Below are 13,460 nucleotides of genomic sequence, written 5' to 3'. Positions count from 1 at the left end.
CCCTCAGGACACGCGGGTTTCCGCCTGGTCGCCCTCCAGCAGCGCCAGGCACCGGAGCGCCTGGCGTTCCAGGGTGCCTGGCGGGTTGCGCGGATGGGCCGGGTCCTCGCGGGTGAGCATCATCAGCCACACGAGCGCCGCGACCAGCCGGCAGGCACGCAGCCGCCCGGCCTCCTCGGCGTCCAGCCCGCACGCTCCGAGGAACAGCGCGGCGTCGAACGTCGAGTCCACCCAGGCGGACACGTGCTCGACGATCGTCGCCAGGTCGAAGACGCGGTCGGTACGTCCCGAGTCCTCGAAGTCGACGAGGCGCACCCGGGAGCCGTCCCAGAGGAAGTTGGCGAGGTTGCCGTCGACAGGGCCGAAGACGGGCGTGACGCCGCGCTGTCCCGGGCCCGTGAGCGGCGAGCTGCCGAGCCAGCGCTCGCCGTGCTCGAACGCCTCCCGGGCCGGCCCGCCGAGACTCCGCCAGGAGCCCTCGCGGTAGTAGGACTCCAGCAGCGCGACCGCCCTGCCCGCCGTCCACGGGGCCTCCGGCAGCTCGGCGACCCGCGCGGGCGGCACGGCGGCGTGCATGGACGTGACGGCGGCGGCCAGCGCCGTCACCTGCGCGGACGTCACGCGGGCGCCGCGCAGCGGCTCGCCGGGCAGGCGCGACATCACGATCACGGGCGGGTCGGCGTCGAGGTCGGCCCGGACCGGCGCGGGAGCGAGGCCGGGCGCGTGCTCGGCCAGCAGGGTCAGCGCCCGCCACTCGCGGCGGTGCTCGTCGCGGCCGTGCGCCCGGAACCGCTTGACGACGACGCCGTCGCCCAGCTCGATGTCATGGGTGCTCCACCGTCCAGCCACGCCGCCTCCCCCTCGGTACGCCAGGTGGGCGAGCGTAGCGGAGCCTCCCGCCCCGGCGCGGCCATCCGGGAGTCCTTCGGCGACCGGCCTTCCGGGCCGTGCCTGGTGACCGGCTTCTGGAAGGCGGCGTCGAGGAGCGCGGACAGCGCGGGGTCCGCGGTGCCCCGCTCCTCGATCAGCGTGCGCGCATCGGACTCGGCGCCGACGGACGGTCAGCCCCTGGTGTCGGTCCAGCCGGACTCCAGCACGGTCGTGGAGTTCCACACCGCGCCGGGACGCAGGTCCGCCTGGAGCCCGCCGGGCTCGACGACGACGGTCTCGGTGGCGAGCGCCCGCCCGGTCGCCGCGTCGAAGATGAGCCGGCTCCGCAGCACGGCCCCGCCGTTGACCCGGAAGGGCTCCTTCAGCGCGACCGCGGTGCCGGAGCGGCCCTCGGCGTCGGTGACGTCCTCGGTGACGTCCACGCCGTCGAGCGCGGCCAGCATGCGGAACGCGGCCCCCCGCACCTCGGGCGTGACCGGCATGTCGGAGATGAGCCCCACGCTCACCTGGAACAGCCACGTGTCGGACGACATCGGCTCGTCGGACTCGGTGCTGTGGCCCCCGTACGAGCGCAGCAGCCAGGCCTTGAGCCGGTCCGGGTCGGACGGCAGCTCCCGCAGGTCCTTCATCGTCACGTTGCGGCCGAGCCAGAACACCTTGTCGCCGTCGACCAGCGGCGTGTGCCGGGTGCTCGGCTTCCCCGGTGAGGTGGACAGCGTCATCGGCTCCAGCTTCTTGCCGGGCACCTGGACGGTGAGCCGGGACGGCGACCCGGCCCGCTCCCAGGCCGCGCGGTCCTCGTCGGTGGCGGGGACGGCGCCGAGGTTCTGGTCGCGGCCCCACTGCTCGCCGCCGATCGCCCTGGGCGTCCACATCTCGCTCCGCTGGCGGTCCACCACCTGGTAGCCGCCGTCCTCGACGGTGTAGACGCTCCTGCTGACGGACACGGTGTGCCAGTACGCGGCGGTGGCCTCCGGCTGGTCGGCGGCCTTCTCCGCGGCGGCCAGCAGGATGGCGCGCGCCGGGAGCCGTACCTTGTGAGGCGCGCTGGAGGCGGGCGGGGCGGCGGCCGACGTGGGCGGCGCGCCACCGCCGCCGGTGCCGTTCACCACGACCACGGCCGCCGCGGTGAGCGCCGCCGCGGCCCCTGCCAGCCCGAGCCCCCAGACCGGCCGCGCGACGGCGCGCCTGCGCCGCTCCCGCGGCCGCGCCATCGCGTACGCCAGCTCGGCGGCCCTCGTACGCTCGTCCACGGGCGTGTCGCCCAGGTGGGCGGGCCTGGCGGCCCGCAGCTCGTCGATGGGGTTCATGACCACTCCTCGCTGAGGTTGCGCACCCGCGGACGCGACTCCTGACCCTGCGGCTCCCCGCCGCGCGGCTCCTGCCCGTGCCGCTCCTGCCCGTGCCGCTCCTGGCCGGGCTCCGCGGCCTGCATGGCCTGCTTGAGCCGTTTGCGCGCGCGGTGCAGGCGGACGCGGAAGGCGGTGGCGGAGCAGCCGACGACGCGGGCGGCGTCGCGCGGCGACAGGCCCTGCCAGGCGACGAGGACGAGGATCTCCCTGTCGTCGTCGGGCAGGGAGGCCAGCGCCCGCAGGACGCCCATCCGCTCGGCCACCTCGTCGGCGACGTCGCCCTCGGTCCAGGAGCGCAGCTCGGCGGCGAGCGCGTCGCGCCTGGCCTCGGCCCTGATGGTGTCGCGCAGGACGTTGCGCGCGACGCCGAGCAGCCACGGCAGGGCGGGGCTGGGGACGTCGTCGAGCCGCCGCCAGGCGATCGCGAACGTCTCGCTCACCACCTCGTCCGCCACCTGTCTGCCCGCGCGGCTGACCACGTAGGCCCAGACGCGTTGCCGACATTCGTCGTACATGCTGGTGAACCGGTGAGAATCATCCGTCACCGCCTCGCCCCCTCGTCCCGGGTGTCGTGCTTCTGTCACCAGGAAGTGGTACGAGCCCGCCCGTTGTTACCGCGAAGCCGAGAAATCCGTCAGGTGGGGGATCATGGGGGCCATGGACGTTCTCGCAGCCGTCGTGGCGGTCCTCGCCGTCGTGCTGAACGGCGTGATGGCAGGCGTGTTCTTCGCGTTCTCGGTGTCGGTGATGCCCGGCCTGGACGCGATCGACGAGGAGCGGGCGGCGGACGCCATGCGCAGTGCCAACAGGAAGATCCTCAACCCGGCGTTCCTGGCGGCGTTCACGCTCTCGCCGGTGGCGTCGCTCGCCGCGGGCGTGCTCATGCTGCTGGACGGCCGGACGGGGGCCGGGGTGCTGCTCCTCGCCGCCGCGCTCGCCTACGCCGTCGGCTGCTTCGCCGTCACCGCCGCCGTGAACGTCCCGATGAACAACGCGCTGGAGGCGGGAACGCTGGCCTGGAGCGGCTACTCGCCCCGCTGGACCCGCTGGAACCACCTGCGGACCTGGGTGTCGACGGCCGCCCTCGCGCTCGCCGGAGCGGCCCTGTGCCTGCCGGGGTGATCGGTACGGCGGGGCCGTACCGATCGCATCACCGGGACGCTCACATGTTGATCATGTGACCGGCGAGGCCGTGGACGGCCTCCTTGACCGCCTCACCGAGCGTCGGGTGGGCGTGCACGTTGCGCGCCACCTCGTGCACGGTCAGGTCCCACTGCTGGGCCAGGGTCAGCTCGGGCAGCAGCTCGGTGACCTCCGGGCCGATCAGGTGCGCGCCCAGCAGCTCGCCGTGCGTGTCGTCACTGATGATCTTCACGAAGCCGTTGCTGTCGCCCAGGCCGTGCGCCTTGCCGTTCGCCGTGAACGGGAACTTCGCCACCTTCACGTCGTAGCCCAGGTCGCGGGCCTGCGCCTCGGTGTAGCCGAAGCTCGCCACCTGCGGCTGGCAGTACGTGGCCCGCGGGATCATCACGTAGTCGAGCTCCATCGTCTCGGCGTCGCCGATGGTCTCGGCCGCGACGATGCCCATCGACTCCGCCGCGTGCGCCAGCATGAGCTTGGCCGTGACGTCGCCGATGGCGTAGATGTGCGGGACGTTCGTGCGGCAGCGGCCGTCGACGGCGATGGCGCCGCGCTCGGTCAGCGCGACCCCGGTCTTGTCCAGGCCGTAGCCCTCGACGCGCGGCTGGAAGCCGATGGCCTGCATGACCTTGTCGGCCTCGAGCACCTGCGTCTGGCCGTCGCGGGTCACCGTGACCTTGACGGAGGCGCCGTTGTCGTCGATGGCGTCGACGCGGGTGGAGGTCATCACCTCGATGCCGAGGCGCTTGTAGCGCTTGGCCAGCTCGGCGGAGACCTCTTCGTCCTCCAGCGGCACGATCCTGTCGAGGAACTCGACGATGGTCACCTTGACGCCGTAGTTGTGCAGCACGTACGCGAACTCCACGCCGATGGCGCCGGCGCCCGCGATGATGATGCTGGACGGCAGCCTGTCGGACATGATCTGCTCTTCGTACGTCACCACCCGCTCGGACAGCGACGTGCCGGGGATCAGCCTGGTGGTGGCCCCGGTGGCGATGATGCAGTTGGAGAAGGTGATCGTCTCGCCGTTCACCTGGATCGTGTTGGCGTCCAGGAACGTGCCGCGCCCGTCGAACTCGGTGATGGCGTTCTTCTTCATCAGGTAGTGAACGCCCTTGACCCGGCCGTCGGCCACCTTGCGGCTGCGCTGGAAGGCGGCGCCGTAGTCGAAGCTGACCTCACCGCTGATGCCGAAGGTCTTGGCCTCGTGGTGGAAGATGTGGGCGAGCTCGGCGTTGCGCAGCAGCGCCTTGGACGGGATGCAGCCCACGTTCAGGCAGACGCCACCCCAGTATTTCTCCTCGATGACCGCGGTACGCAGCCCGAGCTGGGCGGCGCGGACGGCGGCCGTGTATCCCCCCGGACCCGCGCCGAGAACGACGACGTCGTAGTGAGTGCTCATGAGTCGGACCATACCGCTGCCGGGAGAGCGCTCTGACGCTAGACCTCCACCTTGTACCCCAGGGCCAGCTCTTCGGCCGGAACCCCGCGAATACCCCAGTTGACCTTGGGCATCTCGATGATCACAATTTCCACATCTTCCGGGTCGTATCCCGACTTCTCGTAGATCTCCCGGATGAGGGCGCGCTTGGCGTCGTCGGTGCGCCCGGTGAAGCAGACGACCTCGATGACGAGGTAGTTCTCGCCGCGCTGCGGGCAGACGAAGTCCTCGGCGTCCAGCAGGAGGAACCGGTGGAACCGCTTGTCCTCGGGCAGCCCCCACGCGCTCACCAGGCACGCCTGCAGGAGATCGGAGACCTCCCGCTGCCTGCCCGCCCACACGTCCCGCCGGCCGTAGACCTTCACCTGTGCCATGCGAGGACTATAGGTCCGTCACCATGGAAGGCGTGATCCGCATACTCCTGGCCGACGACGAAGCCATGATGCGCGCGGGCGTCCGCGCGATCCTCGCCTCCGACCCCGAGCTGGAGGTCGTGGCGGAGGCGGGCGACGGCAGGCAGGCCGTCGAGCTGGCCATCGCCCACCGCCCCGACGTCGCCCTCCTGGACATCAGGATGCCCAGGCTCGACGGCCTCGCCGCCGCCGCCGAGCTGCGCCGCGCCGCCCCCGCCACCGGCGTCGTGATGCTCACCACGTTCGGCGAGGACGACTACATCGCCAAGGCGCTGGAGGTGGGCGCCAGCGGATTCCTCCTCAAGTCGGGCGACCCGCGCGAGCTGATCGCCGGGATCCACGCCGTGGCGGGCGGGGCGGCGTACCTGTCGCCCGAGGTCGCCAAGCGGGTCATCGCGCACCTCGGCGCGTCCAGGATGGCCAGGGGCGCCAAGGCGCGCGACCGCGTCGAGACGCTGACCGAGCGGGAGCGCGAGGTGCTGGCGCTCGTCGGCGCCGGCCTGTCCAACGCCGAGATCGCCCGCGAGCTGCACATCGTCGAGGGCACGGTCAAGGCGTACGTGAGCGCCATCCTCACCAGGCTCGACGTGCGCAACCGCGTACAGGCCGCGATCATCGCCCACGAGGCCGGGTTGGTAGCCTGACCCGTGATGTATCGCCTCGTGTTCACGCAGGTCTTGCGGCGGTTCGACGCCGAGGCCGTGCACCATTCGACCGTCAGGGGCCTCGCCGTGCTGGCGCGGACACCCCTGCTCAAGCGACTGCTCCATCGGGCGCTCGCACCGCACGACCCGGCCCTGCGGATCACCGCGTTCGGCGTGCACTTCCCCGGCCCGCTCGGCCTGGCCGCCGGATTCGACAAGGACGCCGCCTGCGCCGAGGGTCTCGCCGCGCTCGGGTTCGGCCACGTCGAGGTCGGCACCCTCACCGCGCACGCCCAGCCCGGCAACCCGCGTCCACGCCTGTTCCGCCTCGTGAAGGAGCGGGCGGTCATCAACAGGATGGGGTTCAACAACGAGGGCGCCGCCGCCGCGGCCCGCAGGCTGCGCCGCCCGCGCGGCGTGCCCGTGGTGGTCGGGGTGAACATCGGCAAGACGAAGGTGGTGCCGGAGTCCGGCGCCACGGCCGACTACGTCACCAGCGCCAAGGAGCTGGCCCCGCTGGCCGACTACCTCGTCGTCAACGTCAGCTCGCCCAACACCCCCGGCCTGCGCGACCTGCAGGCCGTGTCGCTGCTGCGTCCCCTGCTGACCGCCGTCAAGGAGGTCTGCGACGGCACCCCGCGCCGTACGCCGCTGCTGGTGAAGATCGCCCCCGACCTGGCCGACGACGACGTCGACGCCATCGCCGACCTCGCGCTCGACCTGGGCCTCGACGGCATCATCGCGACCAACACCACGATCAGGCACGGCGGCGAGAAGGGCGGCCTGTCGGGACGCCCGCTCAAGGCCCGCTCCCTGGAGGTGCTGCGCCGCCTGCGCGCCCGCGTGGGCGACCGTCTCACCCTCGTGTCCGTCGGCGGCGTCGAGGACGAGGACGACGTCTGGGAGCGCCTCCTCGCGGGCGCCACGCTCGTGCAGGGCTACACCGGATGGATCTACGGCGGGCCGCTGTGGGCGTCGCGCATCCACCGGGGGCTCGCGCGCAGGCTGCGCCGCCACGGCATGTCCTCCATCACCGAGGCCATCGGCCGCACCGCCTGACCGCCCCGCGCAGGGCGGTCAGGCCCCGCGCGCTCCCGCCGTGGGGTCAGAGGCTGGGACGGGTCGACTCCGCGTCGTGCGTCATCGCGTCGATGCGGGCCATCACCTGCTCCACGTCCACCACGCTCGGGCGGTGCGGGCGGCGGCGCTGCCACGGGTGCGGGCCGGCCAGGGGCCGGTACTCCACGCCCAGCGCGTCGAGCCGCCCGAGGTGGCGCTCCAGCCGGGCCGTGAAGTCGGGCCCCGCCGCGCCCGACCAGGTCACCTCGGCCAGCGCGCAGGCTCGCGGCCACATCCGGTAGTCGAGCGTGCGGGCGTCGGCCACCCGCTCCGTCCACAGCTGCGCCTGCGCGCCGACGACGCGGGCCCGCTCCTCCTCCGCCCACTCCTCGGGCGCGGGACGGAACGCGGCGACGTCCGCCACGGTGATCGTGTCGCCGATCGCCATCGGCTCGTCGGCCGAGGCGGACTCGGCGTAGTCGAAGTACAGCGGGAACACCGGCGTGGCGATCACCTCGTGCCCGGCCGCGGCGGCCCGCCTGCCGACGTTCATGCCGCGCCACGGCATGACGAGGGTGTCGAGCCGCAGCCCGCCGCTGACGAACGCCTCGTCCCACACCACGGCCCGCGTGCCGCGCTCGGCCAGCACGTCGGCCAGGCGGCGCAGGAACCACGCCTGGAGCTCGTTGGACGTCGCCAGGCCGAGCGAGTCGCGGTAGGCGGAGATCTCGGGCGAGGACGTCCAGTGGTCGAGCACGACCTCGTCGCCCCCGATGTGGACGTACGGGGTGTCGCCCAGCGCGCCGATCAGCTCGTCGAAGATCGCGGTGAGGAACTCGACGGTCGGCGGCAGCGGCGACAGGATCGCGGGGGAGATGCCCCACCGGTCGAGCACCTCGTACGGCTCCCCGGTGGCCCCCAGCATCGGGTACGCGGCCAGGATCGCCGAGGCGTGGCCGGGGACGTCGATCTCGGGCACGACGGTGACCGCGCGGGCCCGCGCGTACGCGCCGATCTCGGCGAGGTCGTCCAGGGTGTAGTAGCCGCCGTGCGGGATGTCGTCGTAGGTCTCGGGCTCGCGGTAGTAGTGCGTGGCGGTGCGCGGCCGGTGCGAGGAGACCTCGTGCAGCAGGGGGTAGGCGCGGCTCTCCACCCGCCAGCCCTGGTCGTCGGCCAGGTGCAGGTGCAGCCGGTTCAGCTTGTGGGCGGCCATGAGGTCGATCAGCCGCAGGATCTCCCGCTTGGGGAAGAAGTGCCTGGCCACGTCGAGGTGCAGGCCTCGCCAGGAGAACGCCGGGGAGTCCTCGATCCGCACGCCGGGCACGGGCCAGGACGCCCGCCCGGCCGTCCTGAACGCGGCGTCGGGGAGTAACTGGCGCAGCGACTGCGCCGCGTAGAAGGCGCCCGCCCGGCCGCCCGCGGCGATCTCGACGCCCCGCGAGCCGCTGACCAGGCGGTAGCCCTCGGCGTCGAGCGCGGGGTCCTCACGCAGCGCGATCTCCCCCGAGTCGCCGGGCCGCAGGTCGAGCACGGGCAGCGCGACCCGTACGGCGTCGACCAGGTCGGCGGGCCCGGAGACGACGGCGCCCGCCGTCAGCTCGAAGGAACCGGAGAGCTCGTTGAGCAGGTGTGGGCGAGGAATCATGATTGGAGATAGTGCTGCAATCCGTTCGCCAGCGCCAGGGCCATCCTCTGCCGGAAGCGGGGGTCCTGGAACTTGGCCGCCTCGGCGGCGTTGCGCATGTTGCCGCACTCGATGAAGATCTTCGGCACGGTCGAGAGGTTGAGCCCGCCCAGGTCGTTGCGGTAGTTCAGGGCGTCACGCCCGATGTACGTCGAGTACGGCAGCCCGGTGCCCTTGTGGAAGGCGTCGCGCACGTCGATGCCGAGCCTGCTCGACTTGGCCACGACCGGGTCGACCGGCCCGTTGATCTTCTTCGGCATGATCACATGGAAGCCGTGGTTCGCCGGGGCGGCGCCGTCGCCGTGGATCGAGATGGCGGCGTCGGCCTTGGCCTTGTTGCCGATGGCGGCCCGCTGGGTGATGCAGGGCCCGACGCCGTCGTTGCTGTTCCTCGTCAGCTTGACCGTGGCGCCGCGGGCCTTGAGGATCTTCGCCAGGCGGTTGGAGACGTCCCAGGAGAACGCGGCCTCGCTGTAGCCGCTGTTGGTCGAGGTGCCGGTGGTGTCGCAGGGCTTCCACTGGGTCAGGACGTTGACCTTGCGGTTGATGGCCTGCGGGTCGCGGTAGTTGCCGCCGTTGTGACCGGGGTCGATGACCACGACCTTGCCGGTGAGCGGCTCGGCCTCCTTCATCGGCGGGGTCGTCGCGGCCGGCGCGGCGGCCTTGGCCGCCGCGGGACCGCCGTTCACGACGGCCTGCCCGGCCGCGGAGCCGCCGGTGGCGGTGGCGGCGCCGCCGCACGCGGAGACGATCAGGCCGCAGGCGGCGAGTACGGAGGCTGGGAAAACGCGCATGGCCTCCAAAATACGTCACGCGCCGGGCCCCGGCCCGGTCCTTGGCGGAGTAAGGGGTGAACCGGGACCGGCCCCTCACCCATACCAAACACCCCCAAAACGGGCGCTTCCCCTGGTGGGGTTCCCGCCGCGGGTCAGGGCGTCACCAGACGCGCTCGCCGACCTCCTGGCGCTGCAGCAGCGCGGCGAGCTCCCGCGCGTCCTCCGCGTCGAGCCCCAGCACGACGCGGGGACGGCCCCACGGGTGGTCCAGCGAGTGGGCGACGTAGCTGGCGACCGACTCGGGGGCGGAGTCGGCGCCCCGCCCCCTGCCCGCTCTCCACTGCGCCCAGGCCCGCTCCAACTCGGCAGCGGCGCGCTGGGCGCAGGACACCAGTTCCGGATCACGCATGACTGTCCCCCGGATCAGACCGTGACCGGACGGCGCCGGCCACCACAAGCATGACCCTGACGAGTAAACCGCGACCCGGTGTCGCGGCCATGCGGCTTGACCCAGCCTTGGCACGCTCTTAGGCGGGGCCCGTACTCCGGCGGACGATCAGCTCGGGCTGCACCTCGCGCAACCTCGCCGCCTTGCCCGGGTCTCCGATCCTGTCGCTGAGCAGGGCGGCGGCCGACCTGCCCATGGAGCGCCTGGCCTGGTCCACCGAGGTGAGCGAGATGTGGTGCGAGGCCGACAAGTGGGTGTTGTCGTAGCCGACCACCGAGAGGTCCTCGGGGACTCTGAGGCCCAGCTCGCCCGCCGCGGACAGCACGCCGAGCGCCACCACGTCGTTGGCGGCGAAGATCGCGGTGGGCCTGGGTTCGCGGGTGAGCAGCGCGCGGGCGGCCTCCCTGCCGCCCTCCTCGGTCGAGTCCGCGGCCTCGACCATGATGTACGGCGCCAGCGCGTGCCGCCGCATGGCCACGAGGTAGCCCTCGCAGCGCGACGGTCGCGGCCCCTCGATGTGCGCGATGCGCTTGTGCCCGAGCCCGACCAGGTGGTCGATGGCCAGGCGGGCGCCGAGCTGGTCGTCGTCGACGACGATGTCGACGCCGTCGAGGAGGATGTCACGTTCCCCGACGACGACCGTGGGGGTGTAGGCCGTGGCCTCGACGAGCGTCTCGCTGGTGGGCGCGATGCCTAACAGGACGAGCCCGTCCACCCTGAGTTCGAGGAAGGACTCGACGGCCTCGTCCTCGAACGCCGGGTCCCACTGGCTGTTGCCGATCAGCATGCGCAGGCCGTCGCCGTGCAGGCTCTCCTGCAGGCCGTCCAGGAACTGCGCGTAGAACGGGTTGTGCAGGTCGGCCACGAGGGCTCCGACGAGGTGGGTGCGGCCCTCGACCAGGCTGCGCGCGACCGCGTTGGGCCGGTAGCCGAGCTCGCGGGCCGCCTGGAGCACGGCCTGGCGCCGGTGCTCGCTCACGTGCGGAGATCCGCGCAGCACGAGCGAGACCAGCGATTTCGAGACGCCGGCTCGCTCGGCGACGTTGCGGATCGTGGGTCGGGGCCGAGGCAACGCGTCCGGTTCGCGAAGCTCGGCGATGGTTGAAGTGTTGACGGGTGGTCCTGACATGTGTCTCCCCCGCGACGCGGAAATGGGCACCTGTCTGACCAAACGATCGAGGACGCGACAGGGTACGGCCTGAGGTTAGGACAGCCTGATATTGATCTCTGCGACACCCGCCGACATGGCCTGTGGCGTCGGATACTGTGCACCTGTGACCCCAGGAGAGCCAGCCGGGAACCCGCGGCCGGCACGCCGCAGGCTCAGCGTCGACCGGCGCCGCGAAGAGCTGATCGCGGCCGCCCTGGAGCTGTTCGGCGCCCGCGACGCCGAGGACGTCTCGATCGACGACGTGGCGTCGGCGGCGGGCGCGTCGAGGGCGCTGGTGTACCACTACTTCGGCGGCAAGCAGGAGCTCTACGTGGCCGCGCTGAGGAGCGCGGCGGAGCGGCTGGAGTCGCGGCTGCGCCCGCAGGAGGGCGGCACCCCGCTGGAGGAGCTGGCCTCGGGGCTCGGGCACTACTTCGACTTCGTCGAGGAGCACGCCGCCGGATTCGCCGCGCTGCTGCGCGGCGGGCCCGCCAACCGGGCGGGCGAGGTCGGGGAGATCGTCGACGGGGTCAGGCGGCGCCTGTTCCACCTGGTGCTCAGGCAGCTGAACGCCGACGAGCCGAGCCCGGTGCTGCGCGCGACCCTGAGGTCGTGGATCGCCTCGGTGGAGACGGCCGGACTCGACTGGCTGGAGCACCGCGACGTGGAGCGCGGGACGCTGGAGCGTGTGCTCGTGGACCAGATGGTGGCGCTGCTGGGGGTCGCCGCCGCGCACGACCCGGGCGTGCGCCTGCTGCTGGAGCAGCTCGAAGGAGAGCCGGCGGCCCGGGAGCCGGCCGCGCGGTGAGGCGATCGCCCTGCGGTCGGGGGATCTGCTCGTGCTCGGGGCGGGGTCGGGGGGATCTCTGCGGGTGCCCGGCTCGCGCCGGGGAAGGATGGCGCCGGGCGGGCGGCGCCAGCTTCCATGTGCACGTCATGTCGTCACGGTGGTGGACCGGGTCAGGCGCGAACCTGGTCCACCGCTACCCCCCTGAGGTGCGTGACGACCTCTCCCGACTACTCCGAGCGCTGCTGCGGAATGCCCGCCAGCAGCGCACGGACCTCGGTCTCGCGGTAACGCCGATGACCGCCGAGGGTGCGGATCGACGTCAACTTACCCGCCTTGGCCCACCGCGTGACGGTCTTGGGGTCGACCCTGAACATGGTCGCGACCTCGGCGGGCGTGAGCAGTGGCTCGGCCTCGGGTGTACGAGCTGACATTTGTGCGGCCTCTCCTCCGTGTGGACCGGCTTAGCGATCCTGTGACTGCCTTTGCGCGTGTCACGGATGTCCCCCTATGGCGCAGAGCGTGCGGCTTTTCTGAGCCATATGCGGCATCACCCGATGTGACCATACCGCCACGTAGAGCGATTGGCGAGCCCTTCTTTGACCCAACTGCCCGCCCTCGTGGCCATGTCACGCTCGGTGATTCTAGCGACACGTTTCGTGGTATCGCAGTGAAAACGGCAAACTACTCAGTTCGCAGAAGAGAGCAGCCGCGAGACGTGACCTACTCATGCAGGTCAGACGGTTGTTATGGGGCTCAGTTGGCAGATTCCAGAGATTGCATTGACTTCCAGCGAAGGATGACCCTCTGGTACATGGCGTAGGCAAGTTCTTCTTGACCCGTGTCCAGGCCCGTCAGCGCGGCCGACAGCTCCGCCACCGACTGGTCGGCCTGCAGAGCGTCGTCGTTCATCAGGTGGACCAGGCCGCCGTAGTCGAGCTCGACCAGCGAGTGCGGGTGGAACTCCTCCAGCCACCTCGCGACGTCCTCGACGTCCAGGTTCGCCGGCGCCGTGCCCAGGTGCTTGCGCACCACCTGCAGCGCCCGCGCCGCCCGCCTCCTCGCCTGCGCCATCGAGGTGACGTAGATGAGGTTGCGCCCCGTCGCCGTGGTGACGTCCTGGCCCGGGTTGGCCGTGCCCAGCACCAGCCAGCGCTCGTTCGCGTCGAAGGGCACGAACCACGCCTGTGGCACGTGCCAGGCCGTGGTGCGGATGTGCGTGCGCAACCCGGACGCGCCGGCCCTGCGCTTGTAGCGGTCGAAGTCGTCGGCCGTCTGGTCGGCGATGGCCTTCGGCACCAGACGGTCCATCATCTTCTTCGGAGTGGCGCCGCGCAGCCGCGAGAAGGCCAGCCACGAGCGCAGGCGGGTCTGCCAGGGGCAGACGTACAGGCGGTCCTCCACGCGCCGCAGATAGGCGTTGGGGCTCTCCTGGGCGGGCACCGGCTGCGGCGGCTTGCCGAGCAGCCGCATGACGGACTCCGCGTGCTCGACGTTGAGGGCGTTGGCCCGGCGGGGCCGGTCGCGCGACTCGGCGTACTCGGCCCACATCGTGCGCTCGGACTCGGGGAAGGCCGACAGTGGCTCATACACGCGGAGGTAGGCGGCATAGGGCAGCACGGAGGCATCGTGTCACGAAGACCATCCCCATGCACCGTCCAGTGTCATTACGCTG

At 71.9% G+C, this 13,460-nt stretch carries 15 protein-coding genes; 4 read left to right on the top strand and 11 right to left on the bottom strand.

Going from position 1 to position 13,460, the window contains the following annotated elements; translation table 11 throughout:
* Positions 1 to 3 precede the first annotated feature (3 nt).
* The 3 genes from BMX74_RS40380 to BMX74_RS40370 form a co-directional block, all read right to left on the bottom strand.
* Complete coding sequence (locus tag BMX74_RS40380; protein WP_091105702.1) at positions 4 to 849, bottom strand: phosphotransferase family protein; 846 nt, start codon at positions 847 to 849, stop codon at positions 4 to 6.
* A 212-nt stretch (positions 850 to 1,061) separates the two neighbouring features.
* Positions 1,062 to 2,201: a CU044_5270 family protein gene (locus tag BMX74_RS40375; protein ID WP_091105700.1), complete on the bottom strand. Its 1,140-nt coding sequence runs from the start codon at positions 2,199 to 2,201 to the stop codon at positions 1,062 to 1,064.
* Entirely contained in the window at positions 2,198 to 2,788 is a 591-nt protein-coding gene (locus BMX74_RS40370; RefSeq protein WP_236715142.1) for an RNA polymerase sigma factor, read from the bottom strand. The genes BMX74_RS40375 and BMX74_RS40370 overlap by 4 nt, the downstream gene beginning before the upstream one ends.
* Positions 2,789 to 2,900: 112 nt before the next feature.
* Between BMX74_RS40370 and BMX74_RS40365 the strand changes: the two genes are divergently transcribed.
* Positions 2,901 to 3,365, top strand: a complete 465-nt coding sequence (locus tag BMX74_RS40365; RefSeq protein WP_091105718.1) for an anthrone oxygenase family protein — start codon at positions 2,901 to 2,903, stop codon at positions 3,363 to 3,365.
* Positions 3,366 to 3,405: 40 nt separating this feature from the next.
* Here BMX74_RS40365 and lpdA read toward each other — a convergent pair whose 3' ends face one another.
* Both lpdA and BMX74_RS40355 read right to left on the bottom strand, forming a co-directional pair.
* On the bottom strand, positions 3,406 to 4,785 hold the full coding sequence (gene lpdA / locus BMX74_RS40360) for a dihydrolipoyl dehydrogenase (RefSeq protein WP_091105717.1): 1,380 nt from the start codon (positions 4,783 to 4,785) through the stop codon (positions 3,406 to 3,408).
* Positions 4,786 to 4,823: 38 nt separating this feature from the next.
* Positions 4,824 to 5,198: a tautomerase family protein gene (locus tag BMX74_RS40355; protein ID WP_091105698.1), complete on the bottom strand. Its 375-nt coding sequence runs from the start codon at positions 5,196 to 5,198 to the stop codon at positions 4,824 to 4,826.
* 32 nt (positions 5,199 to 5,230) lie between these two features.
* Between BMX74_RS40355 and BMX74_RS40350 the strand changes: the two genes are divergently transcribed.
* Complete coding sequence (locus tag BMX74_RS40350) at positions 5,231 to 5,881, top strand: response regulator (protein WP_091105715.1); 651 nt, start codon at positions 5,231 to 5,233, stop codon at positions 5,879 to 5,881.
* A 6-nt stretch (positions 5,882 to 5,887) separates the two neighbouring features.
* On the top strand, positions 5,888 to 6,940 hold the full coding sequence (locus BMX74_RS40345; protein WP_176573582.1) for a quinone-dependent dihydroorotate dehydrogenase: 1,053 nt from the start codon (positions 5,888 to 5,890) through the stop codon (positions 6,938 to 6,940).
* 46 nt (positions 6,941 to 6,986) lie between these two features.
* On the opposite strand, the gene BMX74_RS40340 is transcribed toward BMX74_RS40345, so the two are convergent.
* The 4 genes from BMX74_RS40340 to BMX74_RS40325 form a co-directional block, all read right to left on the bottom strand.
* The gene (locus tag BMX74_RS40340) at positions 6,987 to 8,585 is read right to left on the bottom strand and encodes a beta-N-acetylhexosaminidase (protein WP_091105697.1); all 1,599 of its coding nucleotides are present in this window, start codon (positions 8,583 to 8,585) and stop codon (positions 6,987 to 6,989) included.
* The gene (locus BMX74_RS40335) at positions 8,582 to 9,418 is read right to left on the bottom strand and encodes an N-acetylmuramoyl-L-alanine amidase (protein WP_091105695.1); all 837 of its coding nucleotides are present in this window, start codon (positions 9,416 to 9,418) and stop codon (positions 8,582 to 8,584) included. Before BMX74_RS40335 ends, BMX74_RS40340 begins: the two co-directional genes overlap by 4 nt.
* Positions 9,419 to 9,560: 142 nt before the next feature.
* On the bottom strand, positions 9,561 to 9,809 hold the full coding sequence (locus BMX74_RS40330; protein WP_055509429.1) for a hypothetical protein: 249 nt from the start codon (positions 9,807 to 9,809) through the stop codon (positions 9,561 to 9,563).
* Between the two features lie 118 nt (positions 9,810 to 9,927).
* The gene (locus BMX74_RS40325) at positions 9,928 to 10,977 is read right to left on the bottom strand and encodes a LacI family DNA-binding transcriptional regulator (RefSeq protein ID WP_055509431.1); all 1,050 of its coding nucleotides are present in this window, start codon (positions 10,975 to 10,977) and stop codon (positions 9,928 to 9,930) included.
* Positions 10,978 to 11,122: 145 nt separating this feature from the next.
* On the opposite strand from BMX74_RS40325, the gene BMX74_RS40320 reads away from it, so the two are divergent.
* The gene (locus BMX74_RS40320) at positions 11,123 to 11,806 is read left to right on the top strand and encodes a TetR/AcrR family transcriptional regulator (protein ID WP_236715143.1); all 684 of its coding nucleotides are present in this window, start codon (positions 11,123 to 11,125) and stop codon (positions 11,804 to 11,806) included.
* Between the two features lie 209 nt (positions 11,807 to 12,015).
* Here BMX74_RS40320 and bldC read toward each other — a convergent pair whose 3' ends face one another.
* Together bldC and BMX74_RS40310 are read right to left on the bottom strand one after the other, a co-directional pair.
* Positions 12,016 to 12,219 carry a developmental transcriptional regulator BldC gene (gene bldC, locus BMX74_RS40315; RefSeq protein ID WP_013133571.1) on the bottom strand — a complete coding sequence of 68 codons (204 nt, stop codon included), beginning with the start codon at positions 12,217 to 12,219 and terminating at the stop codon, positions 12,016 to 12,018.
* 322 nt (positions 12,220 to 12,541) lie between these two features.
* Positions 12,542 to 13,405 (bottom strand): DUF8083 family protein, encoded by an 864-nt coding sequence (locus tag BMX74_RS40310; protein WP_091105692.1) that lies wholly within the window; start codon positions 13,403 to 13,405, stop codon positions 12,542 to 12,544.
* Positions 13,406 to 13,460 lie beyond the last annotated feature (55 nt).

The organism is Nonomuraea pusilla (assembly GCF_900109355.1).
Lineage (GTDB): Bacteria > Actinomycetota > Actinomycetes > Streptosporangiales > Streptosporangiaceae > Nonomuraea > Nonomuraea pusilla.
The sequence above is the reverse complement of the archived record's forward strand: the minus strand, read 5'-3'. Positions and strand labels throughout refer to the sequence as shown.

What these genes read in the sequence shown, in the direction of transcription:
- BMX74_RS40375 (WP_091105700.1), bottom strand. Translation starts at nt 2,201, where the DNA reads ATGAACCCCATCGACGAGCTGCGGGCCGCCAGGCCCGCCCACCTGGGC.
- BMX74_RS40365 (WP_091105718.1), top strand. Translation starts at nt 2,901, where the DNA reads ATGGACGTTCTCGCAGCCGTCGTGGCGGTCCTCGCCGTCGTGCTGAAC.
- lpdA (WP_091105717.1), bottom strand. Translation starts at nt 4,785, where the DNA reads ATGAGCACTCACTACGACGTCGTCGTTCTCGGCGCGGGTCCGGGGGGA.
- BMX74_RS40355 (WP_091105698.1), bottom strand. Translation starts at nt 5,198, where the DNA reads ATGGCACAGGTGAAGGTCTACGGCCGGCGGGACGTGTGGGCGGGCAGG.
- BMX74_RS40345 (WP_176573582.1), top strand. Translation starts at nt 5,888, where the DNA reads ATGTATCGCCTCGTGTTCACGCAGGTCTTGCGGCGGTTCGACGCCGAG.
- BMX74_RS40340 (WP_091105697.1), bottom strand. Translation starts at nt 8,585, where the DNA reads ATGATTCCTCGCCCACACCTGCTCAACGAGCTCTCCGGTTCCTTCGAG.
- BMX74_RS40335 (WP_091105695.1), bottom strand. Translation starts at nt 9,418, where the DNA reads ATGCGCGTTTTCCCAGCCTCCGTACTCGCCGCCTGCGGCCTGATCGTC.
- BMX74_RS40330 (WP_055509429.1), bottom strand. Translation starts at nt 9,809, where the DNA reads ATGCGTGATCCGGAACTGGTGTCCTGCGCCCAGCGCGCCGCTGCCGAG.
- BMX74_RS40325 (WP_055509431.1), bottom strand. Translation starts at nt 10,977, where the DNA reads ATGTCAGGACCACCCGTCAACACTTCAACCATCGCCGAGCTTCGCGAA.
- bldC (WP_013133571.1), bottom strand. Translation starts at nt 12,219, where the DNA reads ATGTCAGCTCGTACACCCGAGGCCGAGCCACTGCTCACGCCCGCCGAG.